Here is a 12,707-nt window from a genome sequence, read left to right as displayed (position 1 = left end):
TAACACCACAGTGTGGTGGCGATAGCGAGAAGGATACACCTGTAACCATGCCGAACACAGAAGTTAAGCTTCTTAGCGCCGATTGTAGTGAGGGGTTGCCCCTTGTGAGAGTAGGACGTCGCCACGCTTAAGTTATCCATGGAGGTTTAGCTCAGCTGGGAGAGCATCTGCCTTACAAGCAGAGGGTCAGCGGTTCGATCCCGTTAACCTCCATATGAGCCGTTAGCTCAGTTGGTAGAGCATCTGACTTTTAATCAGAGGGTCACAGGTTCGAGCCCTGTACGGCTCATATTTTTGCGGGTGTGGCGGAATTGGCAGACGCACTAGATTTAGGATCTAGCGCCTTACGGCGTGGGGGTTCAAGTCCCTTCACCCGCATTATTATGAATGATATGCCGGCTTAGCTCAGTTGGTAGAGCATCTGATTTGTAATCAGAGGGTCGAGGGTTCAAATCCTTTAGCCGGCATCTTTAAACACGCGGAAATAGCTCAGTGGTAGAGCACCACCTTGCCAAGGTGGGGGTCGCGGGTTCGAACCCCGTTTTCCGCTTTGCCAAAGCACTCGCGCCGGGGTGGCGGAACTGGCAGACGCACAGGACTTAAAATCCTGCGGTGAGTGATCACCGTACCGGTTCGATTCCGGTCCTCGGCATTATAATATGCGCCCATAGCTCAACTGGATAGAGTGTTTGACTACGGATCAAAAGGTTAGGGGTTCGACTCCTCTTGGGCGCGTAGTCTTTTTTATTTATTTTCGGGAAGTAGCTCAGCTTGGTAGAGCACTTGGTTTGGGACCAAGGGGTCGCAGGTTCGAATCCTGTCTTCCCGATTTTTTTTCTTATTGCTTTTTCTTTTGAATTAGCTTATAATTTGTATAAATTGAATATGCGCCCATAGCTCAACTGGATAGAGTGTTTGACTACGGATCAAAAGGTTAGGGGTTCGACTCCTCTTGGGCGCGTCGATACGGAATCGTGTATTCCGTATTTTTTTTTGTTTACTGATTCTTAAAGGATTCATTCAACAAAAAGCGTTCTTCTTTCCTTCTTTTATCAAATTCGTTATAATTAAGGTCAATATTAGTCAAAGGGAATGAATGAGATGGCACATCAGAATACCTCGGATTTAATTGAATCATATATAAAGAAGATTTTGGAAAATAGTGAAATGATCGAGATTCGAAGGATAGAACTGGCAGACCTCTTTAACTGCGTTCCTTCTCAAATTAATTACGTGATCAATACCCGTTTTACGATCCAACGCGGCTACTTAGTAGAAAGCAAACGTGGTGGTGGCGGTTATATAAGGATCGCTAAAGTGAGAATTTCTGATAAAAAGCATATGCTAGAACAAATCAATCAGTTATTTGATGAGACGATTAGCGAAAAAAACGCATTTGCAATTATTCAAAAATTATACGAAGACCAGATCATCACAAAAAAAGAAGGAAATTTGATGTTGAGTGCAATTGCTAAAAACACGTTGAATTTCAATGAATTTGAAGACTATACTCGAGCTCGTATCCTTCGAGCATTTTTGGAACGTCTAAGTTATGAAGATGGGGAGTGAAATTGAATGGAAGAACTTTTTACTGAAAGAGCACAAGCAGTCTTGGAGATTGCACAAGAAGAAGCAAAGAGATTGAAACATCAATCAATCAGTTCAGAGCATGTTTTGTTGGCTTTGGTAATTGAACCGAATGGGATTGCTGGCAAAGTGTTACGTGAAATGGATTTGAATGAAACAGATATTTATGAGGAGATCGAACATTTAATTGGTTATGGCGGTGTCCGTTCTTATCCCAAAGGAGCTTATCTTCCGTACTCACCACGCATGAAACAAATATTTGCGCTAGCAAGCAGTGAAGTAAAGAAAACCGGTAATCAAAAAATCGGAACGGAGCATATTTTACTGAGCCTCTTGAAAGACGAAAGTATCATGGCTACTCGAATCATTATCAATCTTGGGATCAGCCTTGCTAAAGTTCGTCAAGTATTGAAACGAAAAATGGGTCTCAACAACGAGGCACCTGGAAATAGTGCGGGTCGAAGAAGAAATCCGCAAGAAAAACGCCAATCAGTCAAAGGAACACCAACTCTGGATTCTCTTGCAAGAGATCTGACCAAGCTTGCTAGAGAAGACAAGCTTGATCCAGTTGTAGGACGTTCAAGAGAAGTGAAACGTCTGATCCAGATTTTGAGCCGACGGACAAAAAACAATCCTGTTCTCGTAGGTGAGCCCGGTGTAGGTAAAACGGCGATTGCTGAAGGTCTGGCACAAAAAATCATTCTTGGCGAAGTACCAGAAGACATGCAAGAAAAACGACTGATGATGCTAGATATGGGTTCTTTAGTCGCAGGAACGAAATACCGCGGTGAATTCGAAGACCGAATGAAAAAAGTCATTGATGAAATCTATCACGACGGACAAGTAATCTTGTTCATCGATGAATTGCACACACTGATCGGCGCAGGTGGAGCAGAAGGCGCGATTGATGCATCCAATATACTGAAACCTGCTTTGGCTCGTGGTGAGCTGCAAACAATCGGTGCTACGACCTTAGACGAATATCAAAAATACATCGAGAAAGATTCAGCGCTGGAAAGACGTTTTGCACGTATCCAAGTAGATGAACCGACCCCTGAAGAAGCAGAAGAGATTTTGCGTGGGCTACGATCAAGATACGAAGAGCATCATGGCGTAGAGATTACAGATGAGGCTGTTAGAGCAGCAGTCAGTCTTTCTGTACGTTACATCACTTCCAGACAGTTACCGGACAAAGCCATCGATTTGATCGATGAATCAGCTGCAAAAGTCCGCTTAGACCAAACAGATGATTTAACGGAATCGGCAGTGGTCAAACTAGAGATACACCAACTTGTCGAAGAAAAAGAACAAGCAATCCAAAAACAAGATTTTGAAGCAGCGGCGCAATTACGCCGACAAGAAAAAAATCTGCAGAAGAAATTAGAAAAACTTTTAACGTTAGAAACGAAGCACGAAAATGGTTATGCAGATCGTGTAACGGAAGAAGATGTAGCAATAGTTGTGTCTGAATGGACTGGTGTGCCTTTACAGCAGCTGGAGAAGAAAGAAAGCGAACGCCTACTGGAACTGGAAGGTTTGCTGCATGAGCGTGTAGTCGGTCAAGATGAAGCGGTAAAAGCTGTATCACGAGCGATTCGCCGAGCAAGAAGCGGTTTGAAAGACCCAGACCGTCCAATCGGTTCATTTATGTTCCTTGGACCAACTGGGGTAGGGAAAACAGAACTAGCCAAAGCTTTATCTGAAGTGATGTTCGGAAGCGAAGATGCGTTGATCCGCGTTGATATGTCTGAATTCATGGAAAAATACAGCACGAGTCGGCTGATCGGGTCTCCTCCAGGGTATGTCGGATATGATGAAGGTGGACAACTGACCGAAAAAATTCGTCAGAAACCTTATTCCGTGATTTTGTTAGATGAAGTCGAAAAAGCCCACCCAGATGTTTTCAATCTACTGTTGCAAGTGTTGGATGATGGGCACTTAACGGATGCTAAAGGAAGAAAAGTGGACTTTAGAAATACGATTTTGATCATGACATCGAATATCGGAGCGACACAGATTCGTGAAGAGAAAAATGTTGGTTTCAACGTACAAGACGTGACGAAAGACCACAAAGCGATGCAAAAACGGATCTTGGAAGAATTGAAAAAAGCCTTCCGACCAGAATTCTTGAACCGTATTGATGAGACTGTCGTATTCCATTCATTGAGTAAAGAAGAAATCCATACAATTGTCAAAATCATGAGCAAAGCAATCGTGAAACGCCTGAAAGAGCAAGATGTACAGGTGAAAATCACTCAAGCAGCTATTGACGTGATCGGAAAAGCCGGATTTGACCCTGAATACGGTGCGCGACCAATTCGCCGGGCGTTGCAAAAGGAAATCGAGGATCGGCTGAGTGAGGCTTTGTTAGGCGGAGAAATCCGCTTAGGAGATCAAGTAACGATGGGCGCTTCAAAAGGAAAAATCACATTGAATGTTCGGAAGCCAAAAAAAGCAAAGACGGTATTACCGGTTAGTTAATTTCTAAAAAACAATCATCAAGTACTGTGACAGGTTTCTGTCGCAGTGCTTTTTTTATTTTTACTTGTGAATTTTTTTCAAAAATCCAACTTTAAATAAAAGGACTATTGGAAAGTTTTTAGAGCTATGCTACTATTATGGGGTTGTAGGAGGAGGAAAACATGATCGAACTCATAACCACAGTAGAATCTTTTGAACAAGCAGAAGAATTATTAGCCGCTGGCGTAGATACGCTTTATTTCGGCGAAGAACTTTTCGGACTGCGTTTACCAGCTTCATTTACACGAGATGAGCAAAGACGACTAGTAGAATTAGCGCATGCTCACGGCAAAAAAGCAAATATCGCTGTAAACGGGATTATCCATCCGGAAAAAATGAAACAAGTACCAGAATACCTTCGATTTTTAAAGGAAATAAACGTTGATGTCATTACTGTTGGCGACACCGGTATCATTTATACAATGAAAAAAAATCCAGAATTGCGTATCCCATATATTTATGACGCTGAAACACTTGTTACTAGCGCTCGTCAAATCAATTTCTGGGCAAAAAAAGGAGCGGCAGGCGCCGTCTTAGCTCGTGAAGTTCCTTTCGATGAAATGAAGGAAATGGAAGAAAAATTGACCATTCCTGTGGAGGTGCTTGTGTACGGGGCTACATGCATCCATCAATCCAAGCGTCCGCTATTACAGAATTATTATAACTTCACGAAACAAGAAGAACAAAAAGATCGTGAAAGAGGTCTCTTTATTTCTGAACCGAAAAAAGAAGACACACATTATTCTATCTATGAAGACCTTCATGGTACGCATATCTTTGCAAGCAACGACCTTGATCTGTCAAAAGAACTGGGAGAGCTGTATGCACACAACTATCGTACATGGAAACTGGACGGCTTGTTCACGCCAGGCAAAAATTTTGTCGAAATCGTTAAGCTGTTCGTGGAAGCAAGAGAACAGTTGAACGCCGGGACTTGGAATGAAGAAGCAGCCACGGAACGGTCGGCAAAAATCAGTGCGTTGCATCCAAAAAATCGGGAATTAGATACAGGATTCTTTTACATCGACCCTGCATCGATCAAGTAAGGAGTAATGACAAAATGACAACAAAAAGAAAATTGAAACGTCCAGAAGTCTTAGCTCCAGCTGGGACACTGGAAAAATTGAAAACAGCGATCCATTATGGGGCAGATGCTGTTTATATCGGAGGGAATGCGTACGGTTTGAGAAGCCGTGCCGGAAACTTCACCTACGAAGAAATGGCAGAAGGGGTTGCCTTTGCAAAGGAACATGATGCAAAAGTCTATGTCGCAGCCAATATGGTCACGCATGAAGGAAACGAAGAAGGAGCCGGAGAATTCTTCCGCAGTTTACGGGATGTCGGGATCTCTGCGGTCATCGTTTCTGATCCAGCACTAATCGAGATTTGTGCAACGGCAGCGCCAGGACTACCGATCCATTTGTCTACACAAGCTTCAGCAACAAATTACGAAACACTTGAATTCTGGAAAGAAGAAGGTTTGGAACGGGTCGTCTTAGCTCGTGAAGTCTCTATGGAAGAAGTAGCGGAGATCCGAAAGAATACAGACATTGAGATCGAAGCGTTCATCCATGGTGCGATGTGTATTTCTTATTCCGGGCGTTGTACATTATCTAATCATATGTCCATGCGTGATGCCAACCGAGGAGGCTGTTCCCAATCCTGCCGTTGGAAATATGGTCTATTCGATATGCCATTCGGACAGGAACGCAATAGTTTAACGGATAATGGCGAAGTAGAAGAAGCATTTTCGATGAGTGCAGTAGATATGTCGATGATCGAACATATCCCAGAATTGATCGAAAATGGCGTGGACAGCTTCAAGATCGAAGGAAGGATGAAATCCATCCACTATGTCTCGACTGTCTCGAATGTGTACAAAGCAGCAGTAGACAGCTACATGGAAGATCCTGAAAACTATGTATGCAAACAAGAATGGATCGATGAATTATGGAAAGTCGCACAGCGTGAATTAGCGACTGGTTTTTACTACGAAACACCGACGGAAAATGAGCAGCTGTTTGGAGAAAGACGTAAGATCCCTGTCTATAAATTCGTTGGGGAAGTTCTTTCTTATGATGAAAAAACACAAGTAGCAACGATCCGTCAAAGAAATCTTTTCTCAGTAGGAGACGAGATCGAATTTTACGGACCAGGATTCACTCACTTCAGTCAACCAGTAGAAGTGATGTACAACGAAGAAGGCGAATCAATCGATCGTGCACCAAATCCGATGATGCTTCTGAGTATGCCTGTGGCTCATCCAGTGAAACCAGGAGATATGATCCGTAAGAGAAAGTAAAGCGTTAGTAACGCGCATGACAAGCATCTAAGCGCACATATTTCGTGAAAAGTGTTACACTTGTTTTCTGTAGAAAAAGGGTCGTTAAATTAATTCCAACCTAACCCTTGAATGAGGAGGAACAACATGAAGACTTATGATTATATCGTAATTGGCGGAGGTTCTGGCGGGATTGCTTCTGCAAATCGTGCAGGGATGCACGGAGCTAAAGTTTTATTGATCGAAGCCAATGAGCTTGGCGGAACATGTGTCAATGTCGGCTGCGTACCTAAAAAAGTGATGTGGCAGGCAAGTACGATCTTAGAAACGATTGAAAGAGATGCACCAAGCTATGGCATCCAAGCAGACATAAAAAACGTAGACTTTGCAGAATTAGTCGCAAGACGTGAAAAATACATCGATTTTCTACACGGCGCTTATCAAAGAGGCTTAGACAGCAACCATGTAGAAGCAGTGAAAGGCTATGCCACATTTGTTGACAGCCAGACAGTGAAAGTCAACGATGAAACGTATCATGCTCCCAAGATCCTGATTGCGACAGGTGGTCGTGTAAGTAAGATGAATATCCCTGGCGGCGAGTACGCAATCGATTCTAACGGTTTTTTTGAACTGACAGAATTACCAAAACGGGCGATCGTCTTAGGTGCGGGCTATATCGCTGCAGAACTTTCCGGTGTCTTTCGTGGATTAGGAAGCGAAGTCATGTGGGCATACCGCAAAGAAAGACCACTGCGCACATTTGATAAAATGTTGTCGGACAATTTGATCCAAATGTATCAGGAAGCAGGAATCCATACTTATGCGCATCATGTGGCAAAAGAAATCATCAAAAATGGTGACGGATATACCGTATTATTTGAAAATGGTGAAAGCTTGAGCGGGGACTGCGTACTGTTTGCCGGCGGTCGAGTACCGAATACTGAGAACCTCGGCTTAGAAAATACACAAGTGGAATTGACTGAAAAAGGATTTGTCAAAGTAGACAAATATCAAAACACGACCGATGAACATATTTTTGCTATCGGTGATGTCATCGGGAAACTTGATCTGACTCCTGTAGCCATCGCTGCAGGTCGTCGATTATCTGAACGTTTGTTTAACGGAAAGAAAGACGCACATCTAGATTACAATCTAGTACCAACGGTGATCTTTACCCATCCGCCAATTGCAACGATCGGTCTGACAGAAGAAGAAGCATTGGAAAAATATGGAGAGAGTGAAGTCAAAGTTTACCGCTCGCGGTTTACACCGATGTATTTCGCATTGAATGACTATCGTCAAAAATGTGAAATGAAACTTATCTGCGTAGGGAAAGAAGAAAAAATCGTCGGTCTCCATGCAATTGGTGTCGGTGTAGATGAAATGCTTCAAGGTTTTGCTGTTGCGATCAAAATGGGTGCGACAAAAGAAGACTTTGACAATACCGTAGCTATCCATCCAACTGGAGCAGAAGAATTTGTAACGATGAGATAAGAGGTTGTGAACCTGCCGTTTAACTCTGAGGCACAAGGAACAATTTCAAAAAACAGCTTCTCATGTTTGATGAATATTGTGACTTGTGCCCGAGGAGTTGGTAGGAGAACACCGTTTGTGAGCTTATTAGTTGGAACACCTTGAATCAGAGGTTATGAACAAGCTGTTTCATATCAAATAACGAATCATAAACTAAAAATACAGGAGGTCGGACATGTTGTCTGATCCTCCTGTTTTTTCATTTATTCCATCAACAGGATTGATTCGATATTTTTCCAAAAAGACGGAGTCGGGAATTTCGAGATTTTGATGTAGTCAGTAGTCAGCTTTTTTTGATCCAATCCGACCTCAGACAGGACAAGATCATATTGATTGATCAAGGAGTAATCTAGATCCAAAATACTCTTTTGATACGTATCGATCGTAGTAAGTGAAGGATATTTTTTGTTCAACCATTGCTTATACAATGAACAAGTTTTCTTTTCCTGATAAGAGAGGATCAGAATCGTGTATTTCTTCGGTCTCGGAATCACCTGATTTAACAATTCAGGTGAGACGATGATCAATTCCAGTAAAAGTTCTTCATATAACCGTTTGTTTTCTAATACAGAATCAAAAGCTGCATATACTAGGGCTTGTTCATAGTATGAAACGATTGAAGGATAGTTTTTCAAAAGTAATACAAAAAAATTTTTTACATAAGAGGTCTTGAACTGGCTTTTTTTCTTATTGATACCAATAAAGAAATTCAGTTCCTGCAATTGTTCACTGGTTAAAGAAGCATTGACACCCATAGAAGTATAAAAACGATCGACCAATACATTCAATTTCCTTGTGTCCTCTTGTTTACTAGAGGAGGACTCGCAAAAGAAGGCAAGGGGAAGATCACACAGTAGATCAGTCACGGTATGTTCTGTTACGGAAAATTGATAGGATTTTTGCATGGCAGAACAAAAGACCGTGTTTTTTTTCAAAATATCAAAAAAAACGCTGACAGCATGAGAATATCCTACATTCGAGCTCATTTTTTCAATCGCGTGATGGTTATTTCCCGACCGGATGATCGTTGTGAAAAGAAAAAAAACAAAATAAATGAGCTCATATGTACTTGTTTTCTCGAACATCCCATATTTTTTTAAATATCGTTTTACTACAACGAAAAGGATATGAAAATCTGGCAGTTGTGTCGGTTCATATAATTTGCGGAAGATACTGCAAAAATAATGGCGAATCTGACTTTCTTCTCCTTTGATCTGGAGCTTTGAAGAAAGCTGTATCGCAAAAGGCAGCTCTTGAACAAAAAAATAATCATTGATATGATTGATCATTCTTCGGATACTAGATTTACTTAGGTAGAACTGTTTTGCCAGTCTGTCAATCGTCGGTTCTTCTATAAAGATAGCGACTAATATCTTGATGTGTACGGAGTGTCTTAAAATACTTAGAACGATTGTTTCTACATTCAGTTCATTAGGTATCGTTAGCGTGATACTTTGGAGATTGCTGCTGTCAATAAATGCGGGAGCATAAGAATAATTGAATGCGGTGATATCTGCTAGGATCGTTTTTTTTGTGAAGCTTATTTTATTTTCTAATTTTTCGATAGCTAGTGATTCATTGCTTAGCAGCATCACTAGTTTCATGTGCCTCTCTGATGTTTTCTCAAGTAAACTGATTTGATTTTCCATATTTTCGGGCATGCACTAAAATGATTTTTACATGAAAATCCCGCTCCACTTCCTCTCTTTAATTTCATTTATAAGTTCATATTCTCATTAAGTTCTATTGATCAGCTTGTTTTGTACGCTACTTTAACAATTTATGTCCCAAAAAAGCTCGAATGAAATAAAAAATAAGAAATAATGTTATCAACAATACATAAATCAGCAAACAAATAAGAAAAAATAAATAAATATGTAGTAAAATAACAAAATTTTTTAAAAATAAAGAAATAAATGTGTGAAAAAACGTTATTTTCATTCCTTTTTTCTCTTGTTCACACAATCAGGTGATTTATTTTTTCTACAGGAAGAAAAAGGGAAAAATTCATTTTGTATTTTTGTGATCGTTATTTAAAGTTCAATATATGGCAAATTTTTCCTGATTTTTTCAGGATGTTCTCTTATTTCATAGATTGTTTATGATGGAAGAAACAAATTTAAATAATTGGATATTTATGACCTTTTTATAATTAGATGTTATTATAAGCAGGATATTAATTGTAGATGAAACGATAGATAGGATAAAGGAAGCAAATAATAATCGGTTTAAATATTTTTGTTTTAGTTATTTAATATAATTGTGCATAAATAATAAGTATAACATGAAAAAACACTAGAATTGGAACATCTTTTCCGAATAGAAAAAAAAATAATACCATTATACCTATCAAATAACTGTAGGATAGATAAAAGAACGTAAAAGGAAAGGAGAACAATAAGATGAATGGTTTTCTTGAGAAACAATTAGAGAGACAAATCGCATTAGTAAGTTTGTTGAGTATGGATGTTTCGGATATCAATGACCTTGTCCAAGAACTGAAAGTGACGGATAAGACGATCATGACAGATATCGACAATTTCAATACGACTTGTTTTCCAGCGTATATAGAAATGAATCAATATAAAGAGATCACGCTGAAGATACCCGGGAACTTGAACCTTGATGATATTTTTGTCCAAATCCTCAATAATTCGATTTATATTGAGATTTTAAAACATATCTTTATTTCGGAACCTTCGCTAGCGGACATATCAGCGAAACTTTTCTTGAGTAAAACAAGTGTCAGAAGGATCATCACAAAAATCAATGCTTATTTCTCTAAGGAACGAGCAGACATCCAGATTTTATTAGAGGAAAAACTAGAAATAGTTGGAGATGAGCTCTATATACGTAAGCTGTTTTCTGGGATGTTCAAAGAGATCTACAGAGAAAAAGATCTTCCTTATTTTGAAAATATCTATAAGATGGTCAAACGCTGTCTGAAAACACAGGAAAAGAAGAATGTGAGCTCCTCCAAGATCATTTATACGGTCTACTATATCTACACCTCGATCATCCGTATTGGAAACAGGCACTATATCCCTGAAGAAGAGCTGGCAGATCGACCTGAAATCGTACATTCGATCTTGAACACGATCCAAAATGACACTGTTTTTTGTACGCTGATGAACCAGAATTATAAATTCGTGATCAATCAAAAAAATGTCGCGAATATTTTGAGCCCGCATTTGAGCCTTCTCTTTACGAACCAGGAGGAGAAAGATGAGTATGCTCTGAAAAAAATCGAACTGTTCCTCAAACATTTTTATTTCTTGACAAAAATCGATGAGGCAGTCGATAAAGAAAAAATCTTGCATTTCGCAGATTTTATCAGTTTCTATAAGGAATTGACGGTCTTCAAAGTTAGTTATGCTGATATTTTTTACAACAAAATCGTCAAAAGCAAATCGAAAATCTGGGAAGCATATCAAAGTGCACTGATTATTTCGAATCTCTCTTATGTGAAGAAAAATGAACTTCTGCATAAAGAGCTGTTACTGGAATTGATCGTCTCATCAAGTGAATTATTGCACTTAGTTGAGCCCAAATTAGAAGAAAAGTCTATTTTATTATTGAGTTCTCAAGAAGTCGGGCTATCGATCCTATATAAAAACCTGATCTTGAATAAATATCCTTTTTTTAAAACGATCGATATCTATGAAAAAGATGTGTTTACGTTAGATTATTCATTCATCAATAAATACGACTTGATCCTAACAGATGTAAATCTGAACTTTAGCCGGCTCTCCTCCACGATCTTGAAAATATCGAAAGTACCAACACAAGCTTTTTGGACCAACTTTGAGACGTTTTTATATTCTTCTTGATGTTTCGAACGTTTTTATATTGTGCCAACATTTTATTTTTTAAGAAAAAATCGGCGCTTTCCAGTTTGATTTCAGCGTTATGATAAAAACAAAAATGAAACAATAGGAGGCCTAGTCCATGAGAGCAATAGGAATAACATGTTGTCTATTTGTAGGTTTGATGAAGATAGTAGGATTGTTATGGTGTGGTGTACGAAATTTAGCAAAATTACTTTATCACTCATATAAGTATCTGAGAGATCTGTCAGAAAAAAAAGCAGCAAAAGCTAACCAGTGTGGAGACCCTAAGCTAGAGACAGAAAAGGATACACCAACGATACAAGTAAATTCTCGAAGAAGTATAGAAGATATAACGTACCATCCAAGTGAGCTCATTACTGCATCAGTTGACACGAAGTCAACTCAATTTGTAAGCAAGGATGGTTTCAATCGATGAAATCAATGAATAAGAGGAGAAAACAATGGTTGATATTCTGAATACAACGCTTCCGGAAACTCTTACCAACGTGCTACAAAGGAAAAATTCTCTCAGTAAAAGTAGTGAATCAACAACGAAGAGTGTAGAAGCGACCAACGAGCCGTTTAAAAAAGACCAAGCAATTAAACAACTTGACTATTTACTTGAAGCAGCAACCAAGGGAAAAACAGAAATTTTAAACGCTGAATTGAAATTCAATGACTATGAAATAGAACGAAATTGCAGGCTGTTATCAATGATGCAGCATACAATAAAAATGTGGATAAAAATTTAGTCAAGTCTGCCTCCCAGGAATCAATAGAGGAGTTAGGAAAGAGAAGACAAGCAGCACAGTCAAAGGTTTCAGAGTTATCGGAATCACTTGAAAGTCTCAAACAAGTGAAAAGTTATGTAGATCAATCCGATTTGATAAATAACAGTCAACAGTTTTTGGGAGAAAGTTCATCACTTTCTAAGATGACAACAGCCAACACATTTT

The 12,707-nt window shown here is 39.5% G+C and carries 9 protein-coding genes, 9 tRNA genes and 1 rRNA gene; 18 read left to right on the top strand and 1 reads right to left on the bottom strand.

Translation table 11 applies throughout. The features are described from left to right. The first annotated feature begins 11 nt into the window (after positions 1 to 11). The 15 genes from rrf to gor all read left to right on the top strand — a co-directional run bounded on the left by rrf (position 12) and on the right by gor (position 7,882). Positions 12 to 127: ribosomal RNA gene (gene rrf, locus G7Y42_RS05675) — 5S ribosomal RNA — on the top strand. 13 nt (positions 128 to 140) lie between these two features. Then, positions 141 to 213: transfer RNA gene (locus tag G7Y42_RS05670), tRNA-Val, on the top strand. Positions 214 to 216: 3 nt separating this feature from the next. Continuing rightward, positions 217 to 289 (top strand) — tRNA-Lys (locus tag G7Y42_RS05665). A gap of 7 nt (positions 290 to 296) precedes the next feature. Next, positions 297 to 378, top strand: a tRNA-Leu gene (locus G7Y42_RS05660). Positions 379 to 394: 16 nt separating this feature from the next. After that, a tRNA-Thr gene (locus G7Y42_RS05655) sits at positions 395 to 467 on the top strand. A gap of 11 nt (positions 468 to 478) precedes the next feature. Then, positions 479 to 550 (top strand) — tRNA-Gly (locus G7Y42_RS05650). Positions 551 to 566: 16 nt separating this feature from the next. Continuing rightward, positions 567 to 652: transfer RNA gene (locus G7Y42_RS05645), tRNA-Leu, on the top strand. 9 nt (positions 653 to 661) lie between these two features. After that, positions 662 to 735: transfer RNA gene (locus G7Y42_RS05640), tRNA-Arg, on the top strand. 20 nt (positions 736 to 755) lie between these two features. Then, positions 756 to 829, top strand: a tRNA-Pro gene (locus G7Y42_RS05635). Between the two features lie 58 nt (positions 830 to 887). Then, positions 888 to 961 (top strand) — tRNA-Arg (locus G7Y42_RS05630). Positions 962 to 1,101: 140 nt separating this feature from the next. Beyond that, positions 1,102 to 1,569 carry a CtsR family transcriptional regulator gene (locus tag G7Y42_RS05625; protein ID WP_165004954.1) on the top strand — a complete coding sequence of 156 codons (468 nt, stop codon included), beginning with the start codon at positions 1,102 to 1,104 and terminating at the stop codon, positions 1,567 to 1,569. Positions 1,570 to 1,575: 6 nt separating this feature from the next. Continuing rightward, a complete protein-coding gene (locus G7Y42_RS05620) occupies positions 1,576 to 4,068 on the top strand; it encodes an ATP-dependent Clp protease ATP-binding subunit (RefSeq protein WP_165004956.1) in 2,493 nt (830 codons plus the stop codon). Positions 4,069 to 4,229: 161 nt separating this feature from the next. Beyond that, positions 4,230 to 5,153 carry a peptidase U32 family protein gene (locus G7Y42_RS05615; protein WP_165004958.1) on the top strand — a complete coding sequence of 308 codons (924 nt, stop codon included), beginning with the start codon at positions 4,230 to 4,232 and terminating at the stop codon, positions 5,151 to 5,153. Positions 5,154 to 5,167: 14 nt separating this feature from the next. Then, positions 5,168 to 6,409: a U32 family peptidase gene (locus G7Y42_RS05610; protein ID WP_165004960.1), complete on the top strand. Its 1,242-nt coding sequence runs from the start codon at positions 5,168 to 5,170 to the stop codon at positions 6,407 to 6,409. A gap of 126 nt (positions 6,410 to 6,535) precedes the next feature. After that, a complete protein-coding gene (gor, locus tag G7Y42_RS05605; protein ID WP_165004962.1) occupies positions 6,536 to 7,882 on the top strand; it encodes a glutathione-disulfide reductase in 1,347 nt (448 codons plus the stop codon). A gap of 242 nt (positions 7,883 to 8,124) precedes the next feature. Here the strand turns inward: gor and G7Y42_RS05600 are convergent, their stop codons facing one another. Further along, positions 8,125 to 9,525, bottom strand: a complete 1,401-nt coding sequence (locus G7Y42_RS05600) for a helix-turn-helix domain-containing protein (RefSeq protein WP_165037837.1) — start codon at positions 9,523 to 9,525, stop codon at positions 8,125 to 8,127. Positions 9,526 to 10,323: 798 nt separating this feature from the next. Here G7Y42_RS05600 and G7Y42_RS05595 point away from each other — a divergent pair. The 3 genes from G7Y42_RS05595 to G7Y42_RS05585 all read left to right on the top strand — a co-directional run bounded on the left by G7Y42_RS05595 (position 10,324) and on the right by G7Y42_RS05585 (position 12,503). Next, complete coding sequence (locus G7Y42_RS05595; RefSeq protein WP_165004966.1) at positions 10,324 to 11,751, top strand: helix-turn-helix domain-containing protein; 1,428 nt, start codon at positions 10,324 to 10,326, stop codon at positions 11,749 to 11,751. 118 nt (positions 11,752 to 11,869) lie between these two features. Further along, positions 11,870 to 12,187, top strand: coding sequence for a hypothetical protein (locus G7Y42_RS05590; RefSeq protein WP_165004968.1), 318 nt, complete (start codon positions 11,870 to 11,872; stop codon positions 12,185 to 12,187). A gap of 25 nt (positions 12,188 to 12,212) precedes the next feature. Further along, positions 12,213 to 12,503, top strand: coding sequence for a hypothetical protein (locus G7Y42_RS05585; RefSeq protein WP_165004970.1), 291 nt, complete (start codon positions 12,213 to 12,215; stop codon positions 12,501 to 12,503). Positions 12,504 to 12,707 lie beyond the last annotated feature (204 nt).

This window comes from Enterococcus sp. ZJ1622 (genome assembly GCF_011038845.1).
Taxonomy (GTDB): domain Bacteria; phylum Bacillota; class Bacilli; order Lactobacillales; family Enterococcaceae; genus Enterococcus_B.
Note: the sequence above shows the minus strand (reverse complement) of the source record. Positions and strands in the feature narration are given on the sequence as shown.